This is a genomic window from Streptacidiphilus jeojiense (assembly GCF_000719095.1).
GTDB classification, from domain to species: Bacteria; Actinomycetota; Actinomycetes; order Streptomycetales; family Streptomycetaceae; genus Streptacidiphilus; species Streptacidiphilus jeojiensis.
Genome location: NZ_JOEH01000026.1, coordinates 69,194 through 89,608 on the forward strand (window position 1 = coordinate 69,194; position 20,415 = coordinate 89,608).

Sequence of the window (20,415 nt, forward strand, 5' to 3'; positions counted from 1 at the left end):
GGCGATCAGTCCGTCCGGACGCCGAGGTCGGCGACCTGTCGTAGCCGTCGGTGTGCTTGACGTTGGTGTGCGAGCTGTGTCCGGGCGTCGCGCTCGTCGTTCCGCATCGCGTCGACCAGTTCGTCCGCGTCCGCGAACGCCCGCTGCGTGCGGATCAACTGATGGATCGTCATCTCCACCCGCAGTCCGTAGAGGTCGCCGTCGAAGTCGAGCACATGCGCCTCGACGGTGTGGGCCCGGCCGGCGAAGGTCTGGTTGGAGCCGATCGAGATCAGCGCCGGGCGCGGCACCGGCCAGGACGGGGTGCGCAGGGATCCGAGGTAGACGCCGTCGGCGGGGGAGCGGGCCGGGAGGTCGAGGGCGATGTTGGCGGTCGGGTAGCCGAGGCGGCGCCCGACGCGGGAGCCGGGTACGACCGTGCCGTCCAGGGCCTCGACGGCGTCGCTCCGACCGGCCGGCAGCCGCGCCGAGGCGGCGGCGCCGACCAGTGCCGCGGCGGCCAGCACGGCCAGCGCCGCGGCGTCACCGGTCGCCGCCACCACCACGGCGGTGACCGCACTGCCCAGCACCGCGCCCAGCTGCTTGACGGCGTTGAAGGCGCCGGAGGCGGCGCCCACGGACCCGGCGGGCGCCGCGGTCACCGCCGCGATCGAGAACGGCGACCAGACCGCGGAGTTGGCGACCCCGTAGACCGCGAAGGCGGCCGACAGCGACCAGGGCGGGGCGTGCAGGGCGATCAGCACCGCGGTGGCGCCGGTGGAGGCCACCAGCGCGGCCGAGCCGACCAGCCCCACCGTGCGCAGGCCCGCCGTGTTGTTCAGCCTGGCCGACAGCGGCGCGCCGGCCAGCGCGCCCAACCCCATCGGCACCAGCGTCAGGGACGCGGCGAAGGCACCCAGGCCCCGGTCGTCCTGGAGGTAGAGCATCAGCGGGACGGGGGCCGAGCCGACGCAGAACGCGGCGGCGGCCGCTCCCCAGGAGGCGGTGACGAAGCCCCGGCTGCGCAGCAGCGCGACCGGCAGCAGGGCGGCCTCGCCCGAGCGGCGCTGCAGCCAGGTGACCGCGACGACCAGCAGCACCCCCAGCACCGCGCAGAGCCACCTCGGCACACCGGCCACGGCCGTGCCGGAGGCGCCGGTGCCCTGGATGCCCAGCACCAGGGCCAGCACACCGAGGGCGTTGCCGGCCATCGCCCACAGCGGGGTGCGGCCGGCGCGCCGTTCGGAGGCCGGGAGCCAGACGAGCGCCGCCACCACGCCGACCACGCCGAGCGGCAGGTTGACCGCGAAGATCGACGGCCAGCCCCAGCCGCCGACCAGGAGCCCGCCGAGCAGCGGACCGGCGACGGTGGCCGCGCCGCCGACGGCGCTCCAGATCCCCAGGGCGACCGCCAGCCGCGGCGGCCGGAACAGGGTGCGGATGATGGTCAGGCACTGAGGGGTCATCAGGGCCGCGCCCAGCCCCTGCAGCATCCGCCAGGCGATCAGTGCGCCGACGGTCTGCGCCAGTGCGCACAGCAGCGACGCGACGGTGAACCCGGCCAGGCCGAGGACGTAGACCCGCCGGTGGCCGAAGCGGTCCCCGAGCCGGCCCGCGACCAGCAGCGGGACCGCGTAGGCGAACAGGTAGCCGCTGTTGACCCACAGCGCCGTCGGGACGGTGGTGTGCAGTCCGGAGGTCAGCGCGGGCAGGGCCACCGAGGTGATGGTGCTGTCGAGCAGCAGCATGAAGAACCCCAGGCACAGGGTGCCCAGCGCCAGCCGGCTGCGCAGCCGCTCCCCGACGACTCGCTCGCCGGATGCGCTGCCCACCGATGTGCTGCCCACCTCAAACCGCCAGGTTCTCGCGCAGGGTGCGCCCGGGGTAGCGCGGGGCGAGCGCGCCGCGCCGGCGCAGCTCGGGCACCAGCAGTTCGCTGATCTCGGCGAACCCGGACGGCATGGCCAGCGGGGTGGCGAACATGTAGCCGCCGCGCGAGCCGGTCGCGGCGAAGTTCTGCTCCAGGGCGTCGGCGACCGAGGCGGCGTCGCCGACCAGGGTGTGGTCCAGGCCGGTGGCCGCGGCCCAGCCGTGCTCGAAGAACTCGGCCCTGGTCATGGTGGTCTGCGGACCGGAGGCGGCGACCAGTGCGCCGACCAGTCCGGCCGGGCTGGCCTGCGCGGCGACGATCTCGTCGCGGAGCTCGCCGAGCCGGAACGAGGCCGGCAGCGTGGAGAAGTCGTAGCCGGCGTTGTGCGACAGATAGGTGCCGACCGCCTCCTCGCTCCAGAACTCCAGCACCGCCTCGCGCCGGGCCCGGGCCTCCGCGGCGGTGCGGCCGACGATCACCTGGGTGGCCCAGAGGATGCCGACCCGGGCGGGGTCGCGTCCCTCCTGGACCAGCGCCTCGTCCAGCAGGGTGCGGTGGCGCTGCTGGCCGGCCAGGTCGGCGCCGAAGCCGAAGATCAGGTCGGCGAAGGACGCCGAGGCGGCGATCCCGCGCGGGGAGTTGCCCGCCTGCACGATGACCGGGTGCGCCTGCGGGCTGGGCACGCTGGCCAGCGGGCCCTTGACGGTGAAGAACTTCCCGGCGTGGTCGATCGGGTGCACCTTCGCCGGATCGGCGAAACGCCCGGACTCGCGGTCGCGGACGATCGCGTCGGGGGCGACCGAGTCCCACAGCGCCCGGCAGACGCCGATGAACTCCTCCATCCGCTCGTAGCGCAGATCGTGGTCGGGCAGCTGCTGGTAGCCGTAGTTGGCGGCGTCCGCCCCCCGGGTGGAGGCGACCACGTTGAAGGCGATCCGCCCGCCGGTGACGTGGTCCAGGGAGTTGAGCAGGCGCGCCACGTAGAAAGGGTGCATGTAGGTGGAGGAGTAGGTCAGGCCGAAGCCGATGTCCGAGGTGACCGTGGACATCGCCGCGATCACCGGCGACATGTCGTGCCGGGGCCACTGGATGCCCCACTCGACGGCCGGGGCGATGCTGCCGCGCCAGGTACTGGGCACGCCGGAGCCGTCGCCGAAGAAGAGCATGTCGACGCCGGCCCGCTCGGCGGTCTGCGCCAGCTCCATGTACATCCGCACGTCGGGGAAGTCGCGGCCGATCCAGCTGCCCGCGCGGGCCCAGCGTCCCTCGGTGTGGGTGAAGGACAGGTCGTAGGCCAGGTGCATGCCGCTCATCGGGTCGCCTCCTTCCACAGCGCGACGACCTCGTCGGCGTCGCAGAGCACGGCGGTGTTCAGCCGCAGCTGCACCAGGGCCGCCCGGTGCACGGCGAGGTCGTAGGCGGCGGTGGCGTCCTGGGGGAGCAGCACCGGCCAGTCGTGCTGCAGCGCGTCGACGGCGGTGGCCTGCACGCAGCACTCGCTGGTGAGCCCGGTGACGGTGAGCCAGTTCGCGCCGGTGGCGCGCAGCCGCGCGTCCAGGTCGGTGCCGAAGAAGCCGCTGTAGCCGCGCTTGACCACGCGGGGTTCACAGTCGGCGGGTCGCACCCGGTACCACTCGGCCCCCGGGGTGCCCAGGACGCAGGGTTCGTCCGGGCCCATGGGGGCGTCGTAGTCGCCCTGGCGCAGCCAGTTGCTTGCCCGCCACGGTCTGGCCGGGTCGCTGCCGAGCTCGACCCACACCACCGGCACGCCGAGTTCGCGGGCGGCCCCGACCAGGTCGCCGATGCGGGTGACGGCCGCGCCCAGGGCGGTCAGCGCCTGGTCGGTGAGGCCGTAGCCGCCCAGCAGCAGCGGGTCGGCGAAGTCGCGCTGGACGTCGACGACCACCAGCGCCGGGGTGCGGCCCGGGCCCGAGAGCTGGGCCAGCTGTGCCTGCCGTGGATCCGTCATCGGGCGTCCCCCGCCTGGTCGTGGGCGCGCAGCACGGGCAGCACGGTCTCGCCGAACAGCACCATGTCCTGGTCGTACTCGGGGAAGATCAGCATCAGGCCGTCGAGTTCGGCCTCGTCGACGATGTACTTGATGTGCTCGGTGACCGTGTCGGCGGAGCCGGCGACATAGGGGGTCTGGAAGGCGGCCTCGCCCACGGCGCCCGCCGCCCAGGCCCGCGCCTGGTCCTCGGAGATGCCCCAGGAGGTGTGCATCAGCGCCAGCGCCTCGCGGTCCAGGCCCTCGCTCCACTGCTGGACCTTCTTGGCGGCCAGCTCGTCGGTCTCGTCCTGGACGACGGTCAGCATCGAGTAGGTCCGGCAGACCCGGCCGTTGGCCGCGGCGCGCCGGTGCACGTCGCGGGAGAGCTCCTTCATCTCCTCCAGGGTCTCGCCGGCCAGGAAGGCGCCGTCGGCGTACTTGGCCTGGAAGGCGCGGGCGTCCTCCGACTTGCCGGCGCTGATCAGGGTGGGCCGGGTGGCCGGGTGCGGGCGGGACTGGCAGTCCGTCAGGTCGAACCAGGGCGTGTGCATGGTCACCGAGTCCTCGGTCCACAGCCGCAGCACGGCCTCGGTCCACTGCTCGGTCATCCGGTAGCGGTCGGCGTGCGTCAGTTCCGGGTCCCAGACGCCGAACTGCTCGAACTCGGCCGCGTAGGACCCGTTGACGATGTTGGCCCCGGCGCGGCCGCCGGAGATGTCCTGCAGGGTGGTGTACATCTTCGCCGCGACGGCGGGGTTGTGCAGGTTGGCGTGCAGGGTCGCCCAGATCTTGACCCGGCTGGTCGCCTCGGCCAGGGCCGACATCAGCGTGATGGACTCCAGGGAGCGGCCCCAGTGGTCGGTGGAGCCGCCGAAGCCGCGCCACTTCGCCATCGACATGACGAAGTCCAGGCCGATGTTCTCGGCGTGCACGGCCGCACGCCGGTTCCAGGCGTAGTCGGCCTCCGGGTGCGGGGCGGTGGTGGAGAGCATCCACCCTCCGTTCCCGATGGGGAGGAAGATGCCGTATTCCTTCGCTGGCACGGTAGCTGGCCTTTCCGGTGGAGTGCTGCGGGTGGGGTGGGGAGGGTGCTGGGGTGGGTCAGGGTGCGGGCCAGATCAGCTCGGTCCCGTTGTAGACGGCCTCGACGGCGGAGTCGTCGAACCATCCGGCGGTGTCCTGGTCCGTGACCGAGGCCGGGATGACGGAGTAGGTGTGCAGCATGTCCGTGAGCTTGGTGATGTTCGCGGGGTCGATGCCGCCCAGCGGCCGGCCGGGGGTCGGGTTGTCGCTGACCACCTTGGTCTCGGTGGTCCAGATGGCCGCGTTGAGCTTCTTGTCGTAGGTCACCCCGGACAGGTCGGCCGCGTAGCCGACGCACTGCGCGACATGCGTGGTGCAGTAGTCGTAGGCGTGCAGGGCGGCGCGCAGGACGTCCTGGACCGCGGTCGGGTGGGCCTTGGCGAAGGCCGGGTTGACCGCCATCGCGCCCAGCGAACTGGGGATCCCGTAGGTCACCGGCTGCCAGACCGTCACCTTGTGCCCGGCGGCGGCGAGTTGGTTCGGCTCGTTGGAGATGAAGCCGGTGAGCGCCTTGAGGCCGCCCTGGCCGCGGGTCAGCACGGTGGGGTCGTAGCCCTCCTTGACCACCTTCAGGCTGTTCCAGCTCACCCCCGCCTTGACCAGCATCGCCCTGACGCTGACCGGCATGGCGCCCTTGTCGCCGACCACCGCGCCGTTGAGCTGGGTGAGCGCGGTGGTGCCGGGGTTGGTCATCAGGATGTCCAGGCCGGCGTCGGAGTAGGAGGAGATGCCCTCGATGTCGATGCCGTTGGCGCGGGCCTGGATGACGTCCTGCTCGGAGACGGCGGCGACACTGGCCTGGCCGCCGGCCAGCAGCTTGGTGTTCTGGGCGGTGTCACCGCTACCGGGCACCAGCTTCACCTTCAGACAGAGGTCGTCGAAGTAGCCGAGCTTGCTGGCGGCGACGTACTCGAGGATGGAGGCGGAGGACTGGAACTGGTAGCCGGACAGGTAGGTGACCGTGCCGGCCGCCTTGTTCTGCGCGCAGCGAGCCGCCGAGATCGCCGACCCGGTGGAGGCCGTGGTGGTGCTGCCGGAGGAGGAGCCGCAGGCCGCGGCGGCGAAGGTGATGGCGACGGTGCTGAGGGCGGCGAGGCCGGATCTGACGAGGTGCGTGCGCATGCGGAACTCCCTGAGGGGTGATCGGGTGAAGGGGAAGCGGGCAGGAGGGGACGCCGCACCGGCTCGCGGGCGGTTCGGGAAGGGCGGCGCGCTGTGGGGTGGACGGCCCGGCGCCGCAGGGCTCCTGAGCGGACGTCAGTCGGAGGTCACTTGGTCCGGTCGGACGAGGAGCTCTCGTGCCAGTGCAGGGCCCGGCGCTCGGCGAGGGTGATGACCAGCATCACCAGCACGCCCATCAGCGCGAGCACGAAGATCGAGGCATAGACCACGGCCAGGTTGTTCATCGACGAGGCGGTGCTGATCACCGTGCCCAGGCCACCGGTGGAACCGGAGGCGGACAGCTCGGCCACCACGGCGCCGATCACCGACAGCGGGCTGACGATCCGCAGCGCCGCGAAAAGGTACGGGAGCGCGTTGGGCACCCGCACGTACGCCAGCATCTCCAGGCGGGAGGCGTCCATGGTCCGGTAGACCTGCAGCACCTGCTGCGGCACCGAGCGCAGCCCGGTGGTGGTGTTGATCAGGATCGGGAAGAAGCAGATCAGCGCGGTGATGACGAGCTTGGGTGTCGCCCCGAATCCGAAGGCGACGACCAGGGCCGGGGCGATCGCCACCACCGGGGTCACGTTCAGCACCACGGCGATCGGCATGACCGCCCTGCGCACCACCGGTACCTCGCTGACCAGCACCGCCAGCACGAACGCCGCGACGAAGCTGATCGCCAGACCCGCCGCCGCCTCGCCCAGGGTGATGCCCGCGTTCTTGAGGTAGTAGCCGAAGTCGTCCGAGAGGGAGCGGCCGATCGACGGCAGCGGCGGCAGCAGGTAGGGCAGCTTGGCGGCTCCCCACTGCCACAGTGCGCCGAGGATCGCCAGCATGGCCACCAGCGGCAGCCAGACCGCGGGGCGGATCCAACCGATCCGGGAGCGGGGGTGCTTCAGGCTGTAGCGCGACGGCTCGGCGGGCGGGCCGGCCACGGCCGGCTGCGCGGGGGCCGCCTGTTCGGGGGCCACCTGTTCGGGGACGATGCTCATTTTCCGCTCCCCCTCACGCCGCATCCGCCGACCGCCAGGCGCGGTGCAGTCTGTCCCTGATCAGGTCCTCGTACTCGTGGAAGCTGCTCTGCTCGAACAGCCGCTGGTTGCGCGGGCGGGGCAGGTCGATGTCGATGACGTCGACGATGCGGCCCGGACGGGGAGCCATCACCACGACGGTGTCCGAGAGGCGCACCGCCTCCTGCACCGAGTGCGTGATGAACAGCACGGTGGTCTTCAACTCGTCCCACAGGTCCAGCAGTTGGTCCTGCAGGGTCTCCCGGGTGAACTCGTCGAGGGCCGAGAAGGGCTCGTCCATCAGCATCACGTCCGGCTGCAGGCCGAACGCCCGGACGATGGCGGTGCGCTGCTGCATGCCGCCGGACAGCTGCGCGGGGAGCCGGTGCACCACCTCGCCGAGGCCGGCCCGGCGCAGCAGCTCCAGCATGTCCGGCGGGGCCTTGCCGGCGCCGCGCTCGCCGAGGTCGCCGATGCGCTCGCGGCGCCTGGCCGCGGCGGTGTTGATCCGCTGCGGGAGCGTGACGTTGCCCAGCACCGACCGCCACGGCAGCAGCGCCGGGGTCTGCGGGACGAACCCGATGAGCTTGGCCGCGCAGGCCTGGTCGGGGGTGACCCCGTGCACCCGGACGCTGCCGCCGTCCGCCGTCTCCAGGCCCGCCACCAGCCGCAGCAGCGTCGACTTGCCGCAGCCGCTCGGTCCGATCAGGCTCACGAAGCGGCCCGGCCCGATCGACAGGTCCACATCGCTGAGCGCCACCATCGCCGACGCCCCATGGCCGTACACCTTACGGGCGGAGTCCAACTCGATCGCTGACACCTTCATGCCCACCCTCCACGCCATTGGCGATCGCACGTACTCGATCTCGTATGACGGAGAGCGTGCGTAGCGAGAGCTCGGTATCTGCCACGCGGAAATCCGTTGTCTTGGGCAGGAACCTAGTCAGGCCGTGTTGCGCGGAAGGCGGCCCGGGGATTACGCGAACGTTAAGTCCGGCGGGGCAGCGGGGCGACCCGCTCGCCGTCGAAGACGTACACCTCGACGCCCATGTCGGCAGCGGCGATGGCCACCCAGCCGCCCAGGGCCTGCACCAGCAGCTCGGTGACCACCAGGACGGCGCGCTCCGCGCTGGGCACGCCGGCGCGCAGCCACAGCAGCTTGAACAGGTCGGCCATCACCTTGTTGCGGTAGGCCGGCTTGTAGGCGCCCTGATTGGCCACCAGCTGCACCACGATCCGGCCGTCCGCGTCGATGCCCTCGACCTCGACCCGGTTGCGGTTCTCCAGCACCAGCGGCCGCGGCCGCAGCGCGGTGCCCAGCTCCGCGCTGATCGCGAGCAGCATGCGCTGCTCGAGGGAGCCGTCGGCGAAACGGCCCCACTCGGACGGTGCATCCACGATGGTCAGGCGCATTCGGTGATCATACAGTCCGGGTCCGGACGGCTCCGGGGAGAGCGGGGCGGTGTCAGTTCGGCGCCCCGAACCAGACGGCCAGGGCCTGGTCCAGCCCTTCGGCGGGGTGGGTGTCGGCGTCGGTGGCCCAGGCGACATGGCCGTCGGGCCGGATCAGCAGGGCGGCGGCCGGCGGCTCCGGGCAGTCGGCGGCGACGACGTTGACCCGGTCCTTCCAGCCCGCCGCCGCGCCGGCCAGGGCGCCCGTGCCGGTGAGGTCGAGCAGGACACCGCGGGCGGGGTGCAGCAGCTCAGCCGTGCTGGTGATCCCCGAGGGCGTGGTGAGGGCGAGGTCGGGGGCCCACCGGCCGGCCAGCGGGTGCCGGTCGGCCGGGCCCGTGTCGTAGCGGGTGTCCAGCGCGTACATCAGGTTGAGCAGGTGGCGCAGCGGTTCGCGGTACTGCAGCAGCGGCCCGAGGACCTCACGCAGGGCCGCGACCCTGGCGTCCGCGCCCGCGCCCATCAGCGTGCCCTGGGCGCGGGTGTGCAGCAGGACGCGCTCGCCCTCAGGGTGCCGCTCGCTGTGGTAGCTGTCCAGCAGGGCCGGCGGTGCCCAGCCGGCGACCGTGGCGCCGAGCTTCCAGCCCAGGTTGAAGGCGTCCAGCAGACCGGTGTTCAGCCCCGGTCCGCCGGCCGGGAGGTGGATGTGGGCCGCGTCGCCGGCGATCAGGACCCGGCCGCTGCGGTATCGCGCCGCCTGGCGGCTGGAGTCGGTGAACCGGGAGAGCCACCGGGCGCCGCTGATCGGCAGGTCCCTGCCGGCGTTCGCCCTGCGGATCGCGGCCCGGAGCTCGTCCAGCGTCATCGGGGCGTCGCGGTCCAGGTCGGCGGGGTAGGGCTCGGTGATGATCACGCGGTAGTAGCCGGCCCCGAGCGGGATGAGCGGGACCCGCACGTCTGGGATGTCCTGGGGCGTCAGATCGCCTTCCAGGGTGACGTCGCCCAGGCGCAGTAGGAAGGTGGGCGGGATGCCCGGGAACTCGATCCCGGCCGCCTTGCGGACGACGCTGGTGCCGCCGTCGCAGCCGACCGCGTAGCGGGCCCGCAGCTGTCCGGGGCCCTGCGGGCCATGCACCTCGACGCTGACGCCGTCGTCGTCCTGGTGCAGGGCGGTGACCTCGTGGCCGCGCCTGATCTCCACGCCGAGCTCGCGGGCCCACTCGTTCAGCAGCTCCTCGGTGGCGGCCTGCTGGATGAACAGTCCGCGCAGGCCGAGGCCGTCCAGCTTCCCCGCGTCCAGCGGGATCAGGGCGAAGTGCGCGGAGGTCGGGAACGCGACGGCGGCACGCTCCTGGAAGTGCCCCAGCCGCCCCCGGCGTTCCAGCGAGTCCACCGAGCGGCCGAGCAGCCCGAGCGCCTTGGACAGGCCGGTGGGCCGGTCGAGCCGTTCCAGCACGATCGGGCGCGCCCCGGCCAGGTGCAGTTCGCAGGCGAGCACCAGGCCGGTCGGCCCGGCTCCGACGATGACGACATCAGCATCCACGTGGCAGTCCCCTTGCTGGCTCGGGTCGGCGGCGTGCGGGGGTGTGCCATCGCACCGTAGACCTGTCGGCAGGATGCCAACAAGCGACCGGGGCCGGCGGTTCGGCCCCGGTGACGACTCGTCAGATGACCTGTGCCTCAGGCGGATCGGACCGTCGCGGCGAGCGCCGGGGCGAGCGCGCCGCGGAGGAAGTCACCCGCGGCGTCCAGCGCGGCGTCGGCCTGGTCCAGTTGGCCGGTACCGGCGAAGCGCTGGTAGACGTGCGGCAGTCCGGGGCGGATCTGCAGGTCCACCGGGACGTCGAAGGCGGCGGCGCGGGCGGCCAGCGTGACCGCGTCGTCGAGCAGGATCTCGTGCGAGCCGACCTGGACCAGGAGCGGCGGCAGGCCGCTGAGGTCCGCGGTCAGGCCGGGGCTGGCCAGCGCGGACCGGGGGTCGGCCGGGCCGAGGTAGTCCGCGGCGCCCTGGCCCAGGGTGTCCGCGGTGAGGACCAGGTCGTCACCGGCCCGGGTGGTGACGGAGGCGCCGGAGAGGGTGAGGTCGGACCAGGGGGAGAGGACGACGGCGGCCGACGGGAGCGGCAGCCCCGCGTCGCGCGCGGCGACCAGGGCCGCCACCGCCAGCCCGCCACCGGCCGAGTCGCCCGCGACGGCGATCCGCGCGGGCTCGACGCCGAGGTCCAGCAGCCCGCGGTAGGCGGCCAGTGCGTCGTCCACCGCCGCCGGGAACGGGTGCTCGGGCGCCAGCCGGTACCCGACCGAGATGCCGCGTCCGCCCGCGCGGGCCGCCAGTCCAGCCGCCAGCGGTACCCCGGCTGCCGCCGAGCCCAGGACGTAGGCACCGCCGTGGAAGTACAGGACCACCGGCGTGGACCGGTCGGTGCCCGGTGGCTCGGCGAAGACCACCGGCACGTCGCCGAGTTGGCCGGGCCGGGTGGTGATGCCCGGCGGCAGCGGGGTGGCCGCCCGCATGGCGTCGAAGAACTGCCGCTGCTGGTCGAGGCCGGGCGCGGGGTCGGCGACGGGGCGGTTGCGCAGGGTGTGCTGAAGGGTTTCCAGCTGAGTCCGAGTCATGCCGCTACCGTGCCGCCGGGCCGCCGACCTGTGAATCGGACCCGATTCCCTAGGACCAGCCGTCCTAGGCCGATACCGCCGCCGGGCCCCCGGCGGCCCGCCTGACGTCGCATGATGGGGGCATGGAGATGGACCGACGTCAGCTCGCCGACTTCCTGCGCCGGTCGCGGCACCGACTGCGGCCCCGCGAGGCCGACCTGCCTGAGGGGCGGCACCGGCGTACGCCCGGGCTGCGGCGCGAGGAGGTCGCGCAGCTCGCCGGGATGTCGGCGGACTACGTGATGCGGCTCGAACAGGCCCGCAGCCCGCAGCCGTCGACGCAGATCCTGGCCGCGATGGCCCGGGCGCTGCGGCTGACCGAGGACGAGCGGGACCACCTCTACCTGCTGGCGGGCCATCCGCCACCGGTGGGGCGGCTGGCCGGTGCGCATGTGCGCCCCAGCCTGCAGTACCTGCTCGACCACCTGCGGGAGACCCCGGCCCAGCTGCTGGGCGACCTCGGCGACCTGCTGGCGATGAACGCGCTGGCGGAGGCGCTGTTCGGATGCGTCTGCACGGTCAAGGGGCCGGACCGCAACATCATCTGGCGCTGGTTCACCGACCCTGCCGTGCGCGCGGCGTACCCGCCGGAGGAGCACGACGAGCACGGCCGTCAGGCCGTGGCCGATCTGCGCGCGGCCGTGGCCCGCCGGGGCACCGACGAGGCGTCGGCCGCCCTGCTGAAGCGGCTGCGCGCGGCCAGCGACGAGTTCAGCCGGCTCTGGGACGAGCACGAGGTCGGCGTCCGCCGGCGCAGCCGGCTGCGGGTGCTGCACCCGGAGGTCGGGGCCATCGTCTTCGACTGCGAGGTCCTGCTGACGCCTGCCGAGGACCAGCGCCTGGTGGTCTTCACCCCGCCGCCGGGCTCCCCGGGCGTGGACGCGCTGGACCTGCTCGCCCTGCTGGGCCCGGCGACGGCGCACCGCAGCCACAGGTGAGCTGCCGCAGTCGGGAGGGAGGAGGGGCGGAGGAGGGAGAACACACTCCCCGCCACTAATAACCTATACCGCAGAGGGGGCCTTGCGGCAAGGCCCCGGTACTGCCGCACAATCGACGGTCGAGGCCGTAACCTGCGGAAACGGCAGGTCCTCGGGTTAGTCAATGGAGCTTGTCTTGGTCCCCATGTCATCGTCCTCGTCCGATCTCGATGCGGTTGGCGGTGCCGGGGCGGGCTGGCGCCTCGGAGAGCTGCGGGTGGAGAACGCGTACGTCACCGGGCTCTACCGGCGCCTCGACGCCCAGCGCGAACTGGCGGCGACCAGGCTGCGCGAGGTCCATCTGCTGGAGAGCGGCGGAACCTACCAGTCCCGGCTGGAGCGCGACGCGCTGGAGGTGCATCACACCCGCCGGCTGGCCGAACTGCACGCCGCCGAGTACGGGCTGTGCTTCGGCCGGATCGAGGGCGCCGACGGCGAGCGGCAGTACATCGGCCGGATCGCCCTGGCGGACGAGGACCACGAGCCGTTGCTGACCGACTGGCGGGCCTCGGCGGCGGAGCCTTTCTACCGGGCGACGCCCGCCGCGCCCGGCGGTGTCGTGGGCCGACGGCACCTGCGGAGCAAGGGCCGGAGCGTCGTCGACTTCGACGACGACGCCTTCGGCGTGGACGCCCTGGAGGGCCGGGACAGCTCCGAACTCAGCGGTGAGACCGCGCTGCTCGCCTCGCTGACGGCGGCCAGGACCGGGCGGATGGGCGACATCGTCGCCACCATCCAGGCCGAGCAGGACCGGGTGATCCGCTCCGAGCTCGGCGGCGTGCTGGTGGTCCAGGGCGGTCCGGGCACCGGCAAGACCGTGGTCGCGCTGCACCGCGCCGCCTATCTGCTCTACACCCACCGCAACAGGTTGGCCAAGAGCGGTGTGCTGGTCATCGGGCCGAACACGACCTTCCTGCGCTACATCGACGCGGTCCTGCCGGCGCTGGGCGAGAGCGAGGTCGTGCTCTCCAGCATCGGCACGCTCTACCCGGGCGTGACCGGGACCGATACCGAGACGCCGGAGGCGGCCGCGGTCAAGGGCGACCTGCGGATGGTGCGGGTGGTCGCCGCCGCGCTGGACGGCCTGCGGCAGCTGCCGGAGGAGTCCTGGACCGTCACCGTGGGCCGCAGGTCGCCCTACCGGGAGGAGCTGGAGGTCAGCCGGGCGCTCTGCGAGCGGGCGCAGGCCGCCGCGCAGCGGACCGGCGAACCCCACAACGCGGCCAGGGCCGCCCTGGTCGAGCGGATCACCTCGGAGCTGGCCCTGCGCATCGCCAGGGACCGGGCCGCCAGGGACCAGGGCAGCAAGATGGACCTGGGCGAGGTGGCGGACCTGGCCGACGCGCTGGTCGAGGAGCCGGACCTGCAGGCCCTGGCCGACCGGCTGTGGCCGCTGCTCAGCCCGGAGCAACTGCTCACCGCCCTGTTCGGCTCCGCGGAGCTGCTGGCGCGGGCCATGCCGGACTTCTCCGCGGCCGAACGCGCCGCGCTGCTGCGCGAGCAGGGGCCCTGGACCACCGCCGACGTGCCGCTGCTCGACGAGGCGGCCGAACTGCTCGGCCCGCTGCCCGGCAGCAGTGCCTCGCACCGGACCGAAGCCGCCCTCGACGCCCGGGAGCTGGAGTTCGCCAAGCTGGTCCTGGACGACTTCGGGGTGGGGCTGGTCGAGATGGACGCGGAGATGCTGGCCCGTCAGTACCGGGGCGAGGAGTCGCTGCGGCCGCTGGCCGAGCGCGCCGCCGAGGACCGGACCTGGGCCTTCGGGCATGTGATCGTGGACGAGGCGCAGGAGCTGTCCGCGATGGACTGGCGGCTGCTGGCCCGGCGCTGCCCCGGGCGCTCCATGACGATCGTCGGCGACCTGGCGCAGACCGGCGCACCGGCCGGGCTGAGCTCCTGGGGGGAGGCGCTGGACGAGTACACGGCCGGGCGCTGGCGCACGGTCGAACTGACCGTCAACTACCGGACCCCGGCCGAGATCATGCGGGTCACCGAGGGCGTGCTGCGAGCGGTCGACCCGGCGCTGCCGGCCCCCAGCGCGGTGCGCAGCGGCGGGACCCGTCCCTGGAGCCTGCGGATCCCGGCGGACGACCGGGCGGCGGCGCTGCGTGCGGCCGTCGAGGCGGAGGTCACGGCGCTGGACGGCGGCCGGATGGCGGTCATCCACGCCCCGTCCTGGCCGGCCGAACTGGTCGACGCGCTGGCCGGGTTGGACGGCGTCACCGTCCATGACGGCCCGTCGGCCCTGGACTCGCCGGTGGTCCTGATGACGGCGGCGCAGTCCAAGGGACTGGAGTTCGACGCGGTCCTGGTGGTGGAGCCGGCCGAGATCCTCGCGGCGCACAGCCGCGGCGTGAACGACCTCTACGTCGCCCTCACCCGCGCCACCAGGAGCCTGGGAGTGCTGCACAGCGGGGACCTGCCGGCCATGCTGCAGGGCCTGGACCCCCGCTGAGGCCGTGGCGGGCAGCGAACCGTGGCGGGCAGCCCGTACCGTGATCCGGTGACAACTCAGGTGATCGTTCTGAACGGCGGGTCCAGTTCGGGCAAGTCCGGGATCCTCCGGTGCCTGCAGGTGGTGCTGCCGGATCCGTGGCTGGCCGCCGCGATCGACTCGCTGGTGGAGGCGCTGCCTCCGTCCATGCGGACCACGGAGGGCGGCATCGCCTTCGGCGAGGACGGCGGGGTGACGGTCGGCGCGCAGTTCCGGGAGCTGGAGGCGGCCTGGATGGCGGGGGTCGCGGCGACGGCCCGGGCCGGCGCCCGGGTGATCGTCGACGACGTCTTCCTCGGCGGCGCGGCGTCCCAGCAGCGCTGGCGCAGGGCCCTGGCCGGACTGGAGGTGCTCTGGGTCGGCGTCCGCTGCGAGAGTGCCGTCGCCGCGGGTCGCGAGGTCGCCCGCGGGGACCGGGCCCGGGGGATGGCCGCGGCGCAGGCGGAGGCGGTGCACCGGGGCGTGGTCTACGACCTGGAGCTGGACACCACCCGCACGGAGTCCCTGGACTGCGCCCGGGCCGTCGCCGCCCGGGTCGGGTAGGGGCGGGCCGATGACCTCACGTCCCACGCTGGTCGTCGTCAGCGGTCCGCCCGGATCGGGCAAGACCACCTTCGCCCACGCGTTGGCCCGACGGGTCGGCTGCCCGGCGATCTGCCGTGACGAGATCAAGGAGGGCATGGTGCACGCCGCCGAGGGATTCGTGCCGGGGCCGGCCGACGCCCTGAGCCTGCGCACCCTGCCGACCTTCTTCGGCGTCCTGGAACTGCTGCTGCGGGCCGGGGTGACCGTGGTGGCCGAGGCGGCGTTCCAGGACCGGCTGTGGCGCCCCGGCCTGGAACCGCTGCGCGACCTGGCGCGGATCCGCATCGTGCACTGCACCGTCCCCGCGGAACTGGCCCGGCAGCGTCAACTGCGCCGCGGCGCCGACAACCCGGTGCGCCGCGCGCACGCGGATCCCCGCCCGGACGACCCGGCGGCGAACGCCGCAGTCCACGACGCCTTCGTCCGGGTCGCGCTGGACGCACCCTGGATCGAGGTCGACACCTCCGACGGCTACACCCCGGCGCTGGAGGAGGTCCTGGCGTTCGTCGACGGTCCTGGCTGATCACCGTCCCCGACGCCGAGGCCGGCGAGCAGCCGAAGAGCGTCCTGGTCACTGCTGTCCGGTTCCGGAGCCAGGGTGATCAGCTCCTGGCCGGAGCCGTCCGGCAGGGTGAAGCGCTCCTGGTGCAGGGTGATCGGGCCGACTGCCGGATGGTGGAAGCGCAGCGGCCCGTGACCGCGCACGCTGACCTCGGCGGCGGCCCACAGCTCGCTGAACCGGCGGCTGCCGATGGACAGTTCGCCGATCAGCGCGGCCAGCCGCGGATCGGCGGGGAACTCGCCGGCGGCGTGGCGCAGCTGGGCCACGGTGTCGGCGGTGCACGACGACCGGTCGGCGTACAGGTGGAAGCGGTCGGCGTCGAGGAAGACCATCCTGGCCAGATTGCGGTCCTCGACCGGTACCTGGTCCAGGCCGCAGTAGAGCAGACCGGCCATCCGGTTGTACGCCAGCACGTCGATGCGGTGGTTGAGGATCATCGCCGGGTAGTCCGCCACCGTGTCCAGGATCTGCCGCAGCTGCGGCCGGACCGTGTCGGTGGTGCCGGCCGGCCGGGGCCGGCTGCTGCGCTGCCCGGCCAGCCGGTGCAGGTGGTCGCGGGCCGCGTCGTCGAGTCGCAGCGCCCGCGCCAGCGCGTCCAGCACCTGCTCCGACGGTTGCGTCGCCCGGCCCTGTTCCAGCCGGGTGTAGTAGTCGACGCTCACGCCCGCCAACTGCGCCAGCTCCTCGCGGCGCAGACCGGCCACCCGGCGACGGGCGGTCAGGACCACCACGCCCACCGATTCCGGCGGCACGTGCGCCCGCCGCGACTGCAGGAACGTGCCCAGGTCCCCGAGATCATCCATGCGCCCCAGTATGCGTGCGGGCCGCTGGCAGCGGCCGCGACAAGGGTGGTCCTGCCAGACCCAGGAACCGGTGTCCGACCGTCCGGCAGACTCTGGAACGGTGCCCGGTACCGGGCGCAGGATCCTCGGCATGAACGTACTCATCGTCCACGCCCACCCCGACCCGCACTCGCTGACCGCCTCGCTGAAGGACCTCGCCGTCGAGGCCCTGCGCGCGGACGGCCACGAGGTCGTGGTCTCCGACCTCTACGCGATGAAGTGGCAGGCGGCGGCCGGCTTCGACGACTTCGACGGCATCACCGGCCCGGACTTCATGCACGCCTCCGGTACGGCCTACGGATCCGGTCGGCTCGCCCAGGACATCCGCGTCGAACAGCAGAAGCTGCTCGACGCCGACCTGGTCGTGCTGCACTTCCCGCTGTGGTGGTTCACCGTGCCCGCGATCCTCAAGGGCTGGATCGACCGGGTGTTCTGCTACGACTTCGCCTACGGCGCCGGGATACCGCGCTACGGTGCCGGCCCGTTCGCCGGGAAGCGGGCCATGGTCGCCACCACCGTGGGCGGCAGGGCCGGCCACTACACCGACCGCGGCGTCAACGGCCCCATCGCCGACCTGCTGTTCCCGATCAACCACGGCGTGCTGTTCTTCACCGGCTTCGACGTACTGCCGCCGTTCGTCGAGCCCAGCGCCGTCCACCTGGACGACCGGCAGTACTCCGGGATCGCCGACCGCTACCGGCGACGGCTGGCGACCGCCTTCACCGCCGAGCCGATCCGCTACCGCCCCGAGTCCGGCGGCGACTACACCGGCCTGACCCACCCGGACGGTTCGGAACTGGCCCCGGGCACGGAAACCCCCGACAGCAGCGGATTCGCCCTGCACACCGCAGGCCCGGACCGGCCCTGACCGTCCCGTGAGTGCCGTCCCGCGCTGGTGTAGAACAGTCGCGGGACGGCACTCGCGCCGGGTCCCGCACGGAGCAAGGGGAGCAGCACAGATGAGTGGACGGGTCGTCGTCACCGGGGGCAGCGGGAAACTCGGCCGAGCCGTGATCGGGGAGCTGGCGGCCAACGGCTGGCAGGTCGTCAATGTCGACACCACCGCGCCGGCCGAGCAGATCTGCCCCTTCGTCAAGGTCGACCTGACCGACTTCGGACAGGTCGTCGGAGCGCTGACCGGGGTCGACGACCGCTACCGGCGGGTGGACGCGGTGGTGCACCTCGCCGCCGTCCCCGCCCCCGGGCTGCGCCCCGACGCGGCGACCTTCGCCAACAACGTGCCGGCCAGCTACAACGTGTTCGCCGCCGCCCGGGTCGCCGGGATCCGCAACGTCGTATGGGCGTCCAGCGAGACCGTCCTCGGGCTGCCCTTCGACACCCCGCCGCCGTACGTTCCGGCGGACGAGGAGTACCCGCCGAGCCCGGAGAGCACCTACTCCCTCGGCAAGCACCTGGAGGAGCAGATGGCCGCCCAGTTCTGCCGCTGGGACCCGGAACTGAAGATGATCGGACTGCGCTTCTCCAATGTGATGGACGTCGCCGACTACGCCGCCTTCCCCTCCTACGACGCCGATCCGACGCTGCGCAGCTGGAACCTCTGGGGCTACATCGACGCCCGTGACGGGGCCCGGGCCGTGCGGCTGGCGCTGGACCACCAGGCCACCGGGGCCGACGTCTTCATCATCGCCAGCCCGGACACGGTGATGTCGCGGAGCAACGACGAACTGCTCGACGCGGTCTACCCGGACGTGCCGCGGCGGCGCGCCTTCGGCCCCAACGAGACGCTGCTCTCCATCGACAAGGCCCGGCGGGTGCTGGGCTACCACCCGGTCCACAGCTGGCGCGACGAGGTCGGCGGCCGGTAGGCGCCGGGGCGGCCTCCGATTCAGCAAGGCTGGTGCTCAAAGGCATCAGATTTTGCTGTTGGACAGCTCAATTCCGGGTGGGCAGACTCGGAACCGCATGCCGACCCTGGAGGAAGACCGATGGAGTACCGCACTTTGGGCAGCACCGGCACGGTGGTCTCGACCCAGTGCCTGGGCACGATGACGTTCGGCAACGAGAGCAGCGAGGAGGTGTCCTGGGCCCAGCTGGACCGGTTCGTCGAGCTGGGCGGCAACTTCGTCGACACCGCCGACGTCTACTCGCGCGGGGTGTCCGAGGAGATCATCGGCCGCTGGCTGGCGGCCCGGCCCGGGATGCGGGACCGCCTGGTCATCGCGACCAAGGGGCGCTTCCCGATGGGGGAGGGGCCCAATGACGCCGGTCTGACGCGCACTCACCTGACCCGGGCGCTGGACGCCAGCCTGCGCCGGCTCGGGGTCGAGAGCGTCGACCTCTACCAGGCCCACGCCTGGGACCCGCTGACCCCGATCGAGGAGACGCTCGGCTTCTTCGACGACGCGGTGCGCGCCGGCAAGATCCGCTACCCGGGCGTCAGCAACTTCCTCGGCTGGCAGCTGCAGAAGGCCTCGCTGCTGGCCCGGTTCCGCGGTCTGGCGCCGGTCGTGACGCTGCAGCCGCAGTACAACCTGCTGGTTCGCGACATCGAGTTCGAACTCGTGGACGTCTGCCGCAACGAGGGCATCGGGATCCTGCCGTGGTCGCCGCTGGCCGGCGGCTGGCTGACCGGCAAGTACCGGCGCGACCAGGACCCGACCGGTGCGACCCGGCTGGGCGAGGACCCGGGGCGCGGCATGGAGGCCTACGCCGCACGCAACGCGCAGGAGCGCACCTGGCAGGTCATCGACGCGCTGCGGGAGGTCGCCGAGGGCCGCGGGGTGCCGCTGTCGCAGGTGGCACTGGCCTGGGTCGCGGACCGGCCCGCCGTCACCTCGGTGATCCTCGGTGCCCGCACCCTGGAACAGCTCGACGACAACCTCGCCGCCGCCGAGCTGCACCTGTCCGAGAAGGAGACGGAGCGGCTCGACGAAGCGAGCGCGCCGGTCGTCTCGGTTTACCCCTACGGCGTCCCCGGCGTCCAGCAGCGCTCGCGCACCCTGCCCGGCTCCGCCTGACGGGTGCGGCACGCTCCGGTCGGGGCCGGCGTCAGCGGGCCTGCCTGACTGCCTCGGCCACCTCGGCCGGCGAGGCGTTCCAGGGGGCGCCGTGGCCCGGGAGGACCCAGGAGGCCTTGAGCTGGGCGAGCCGCTCCAGCGAGGCGATCGCCTCGGCCGGGTCGTCGGTGAACGGTGCGGGCTGCGGCCCGGTGCGTCCGGTGAGGACGTGCCGGGTCGTCAGGGCGTCCCCGACGAAGACCGCGTCGGCGAGCGGCACGTGCACGGCGACGCTGCCGGGCGAGTGCCCCGGCATCTGCACGATCACCGGGCTGCCGGGCAGGTCCAGGGTGTCGCCGTCGGCGACCTCGACCACCTCGCTGACGTACTTGGTGCGCATGCCGTTCTTGCGGATGGAGTAGCTGAAGAAGCCGACGGTGGGGCCGACCCGCATCGGGCCCATCGCCGTCTTGGGCTTCTCGCCGGTGCGGGTGCGCACCGCGTCGGCGGCGTGGACGAAGACCGGCACCCCGTGGTCGTGCCGCAGCCGTTCGGCGAAGCCGATGTGGTCGGAGTCCCCGTGGGTCAGCACCAGCCCGCGGATGTCGTCGGCGGTCTTGCCCAGAGTGCGCAACTCGCGCTGCAGGTCGTTCCAGTGCCCTGGCAGACCCGCGTCGACCAGGGTGATGCCCTCGTCGGTGTCGATCAGATAGCACGCGACCACGTCGTTGCCGAGGCGGTGCAGGTGCGGAGCGAGCTTCATGGTTCCCCCTTCGCGGGTCCGGACGATACGATGGCTACGATATGTAGCCTTGATGGCTACGGTCAATAGCTTTTGGGTGCGGAACGGAAAGG

19 protein-coding genes are annotated in these 20,415 nt (G+C 72.9%); 7 read left to right on the plus strand and 12 right to left on the minus strand.

Going from position 1 to position 20,415, the window contains the following annotated elements:
* Window positions 1–5: 5 nt before the first annotated feature.
* From IF29_RS0130625 to IF29_RS0130670, 10 genes are all read right to left on the minus strand, one after another.
* Window positions 6–1,811, minus strand: a complete 1,806-nt coding sequence (locus IF29_RS0130625) for an MDR family MFS transporter (protein ID WP_198037595.1) — start codon at window positions 1,809–1,811, stop codon at window positions 6–8.
* A gap of 16 nt (window positions 1,812–1,827) precedes the next feature.
* Window positions 1,828–3,162 (minus strand): NtaA/DmoA family FMN-dependent monooxygenase, encoded by a 1,335-nt coding sequence (locus tag IF29_RS0130630; RefSeq protein ID WP_030261651.1) that lies wholly within the window; start codon window positions 3,160–3,162, stop codon window positions 1,828–1,830.
* On the minus strand, window positions 3,159–3,818 hold the full coding sequence (locus IF29_RS0130635; RefSeq protein WP_030261653.1) for a cysteine hydrolase family protein: 660 nt from the start codon (window positions 3,816–3,818) through the stop codon (window positions 3,159–3,161). Before IF29_RS0130635 ends, IF29_RS0130630 begins: the two co-directional genes overlap by 4 nt.
* Window positions 3,815–4,882 carry an LLM class flavin-dependent oxidoreductase gene (locus IF29_RS0130640; protein WP_030261655.1) on the minus strand — a complete coding sequence of 356 codons (1,068 nt, stop codon included), beginning with the start codon at window positions 4,880–4,882 and terminating at the stop codon, window positions 3,815–3,817. Before IF29_RS0130640 ends, IF29_RS0130635 begins: the two co-directional genes overlap by 4 nt.
* 58 nt (window positions 4,883–4,940) lie before the next feature.
* Window positions 4,941–6,044 carry an ABC transporter substrate-binding protein gene (locus IF29_RS0130645; protein ID WP_030261657.1) on the minus strand — a complete coding sequence of 368 codons (1,104 nt, stop codon included), beginning with the start codon at window positions 6,042–6,044 and terminating at the stop codon, window positions 4,941–4,943.
* Window positions 6,045–6,190: 146 nt separating this feature from the next.
* Window positions 6,191–7,078: an ABC transporter permease gene (locus IF29_RS0130650; protein WP_030261659.1), complete on the minus strand. Its 888-nt coding sequence runs from the start codon at window positions 7,076–7,078 to the stop codon at window positions 6,191–6,193.
* A gap of 13 nt (window positions 7,079–7,091) precedes the next feature.
* Complete coding sequence (locus IF29_RS0130655) at window positions 7,092–7,922, minus strand: ABC transporter ATP-binding protein (RefSeq protein WP_030261661.1); 831 nt, start codon at window positions 7,920–7,922, stop codon at window positions 7,092–7,094.
* Window positions 7,923–8,083: 161 nt separating this feature from the next.
* Window positions 8,084–8,509 (minus strand): hypothetical protein, encoded by a 426-nt coding sequence (locus tag IF29_RS0130660; RefSeq protein WP_030261663.1) that lies wholly within the window; start codon window positions 8,507–8,509, stop codon window positions 8,084–8,086.
* Between the two features lie 52 nt (window positions 8,510–8,561).
* Entirely contained in the window at window positions 8,562–10,031 is a 1,470-nt protein-coding gene (locus IF29_RS0130665; protein WP_030261665.1) for an FAD-dependent monooxygenase, read from the minus strand.
* A 137-nt stretch (window positions 10,032–10,168) separates the two neighbouring features.
* On the minus strand, window positions 10,169–11,104 hold the full coding sequence (locus IF29_RS0130670; RefSeq protein WP_030261666.1) for an alpha/beta hydrolase: 936 nt from the start codon (window positions 11,102–11,104) through the stop codon (window positions 10,169–10,171).
* Window positions 11,105–11,232: 128 nt separating this feature from the next.
* Here IF29_RS0130670 and IF29_RS0130675 point away from each other — a divergent pair, with 128 nt between their 5' ends.
* The 4 genes from IF29_RS0130675 (at window position 11,233) to IF29_RS0130690 (ending at window position 15,722) form a co-directional block, all read left to right on the plus strand.
* Entirely contained in the window at window positions 11,233–12,081 is an 849-nt protein-coding gene (locus IF29_RS0130675) for a helix-turn-helix transcriptional regulator (RefSeq protein WP_380524827.1), read from the plus strand.
* A gap of 256 nt (window positions 12,082–12,337) precedes the next feature.
* Window positions 12,338–14,575, plus strand: coding sequence for a HelD family protein (locus IF29_RS0130680; RefSeq protein WP_232242670.1), 2,238 nt, complete (start codon window positions 12,338–12,340; stop codon window positions 14,573–14,575).
* A 48-nt stretch (window positions 14,576–14,623) separates the two neighbouring features.
* Window positions 14,624–15,157: a chloramphenicol phosphotransferase CPT gene (cpt, locus tag IF29_RS0130685; protein WP_232242671.1), complete on the plus strand. Its 534-nt coding sequence runs from the start codon at window positions 14,624–14,626 to the stop codon at window positions 15,155–15,157.
* Window positions 15,158–15,167: 10 nt separating this feature from the next.
* Window positions 15,168–15,722 carry an AAA family ATPase gene (locus tag IF29_RS0130690; RefSeq protein WP_030261673.1) on the plus strand — a complete coding sequence of 185 codons (555 nt, stop codon included), beginning with the start codon at window positions 15,168–15,170 and terminating at the stop codon, window positions 15,720–15,722.
* Here the strand turns inward: IF29_RS0130690 and IF29_RS0130695 are convergent.
* A complete protein-coding gene (locus tag IF29_RS0130695) occupies window positions 15,671–16,564 on the minus strand; it encodes a helix-turn-helix transcriptional regulator (protein ID WP_030261675.1) in 894 nt (297 codons plus the stop codon). The genes IF29_RS0130690 and IF29_RS0130695 overlap by 52 nt on opposite strands.
* Before the next feature lie 130 nt (window positions 16,565–16,694).
* Here IF29_RS0130695 and IF29_RS0130700 point away from each other — a divergent pair, with 130 nt between their 5' ends.
* The 3 genes from IF29_RS0130700 (at window position 16,695) to IF29_RS0130710 (ending at window position 19,581) form a co-directional block, all read left to right on the plus strand.
* The gene (locus IF29_RS0130700; RefSeq protein ID WP_030261677.1) at window positions 16,695–17,471 is read left to right on the plus strand and encodes an NAD(P)H-dependent oxidoreductase; all 777 of its coding nucleotides are present in this window, start codon (window positions 16,695–16,697) and stop codon (window positions 17,469–17,471) included.
* Window positions 17,472–17,562: 91 nt separating this feature from the next.
* Window positions 17,563–18,429 (plus strand): NAD-dependent epimerase/dehydratase family protein, encoded by an 867-nt coding sequence (locus tag IF29_RS0130705; RefSeq protein WP_030261679.1) that lies wholly within the window; start codon window positions 17,563–17,565, stop codon window positions 18,427–18,429.
* Window positions 18,430–18,549: 120 nt separating this feature from the next.
* Complete coding sequence (locus tag IF29_RS0130710) at window positions 18,550–19,581, plus strand: aldo/keto reductase (RefSeq protein WP_030261681.1); 1,032 nt, start codon at window positions 18,550–18,552, stop codon at window positions 19,579–19,581.
* Between the two features lie 31 nt (window positions 19,582–19,612).
* Here the strand turns inward: IF29_RS0130710 and IF29_RS0130715 are convergent, their stop codons facing one another.
* A complete protein-coding gene (locus tag IF29_RS0130715) occupies window positions 19,613–20,323 on the minus strand; it encodes an MBL fold metallo-hydrolase (protein ID WP_030261682.1) in 711 nt (236 codons plus the stop codon).
* Between the last annotated feature and the right edge of the window lie 92 nt (window positions 20,324–20,415).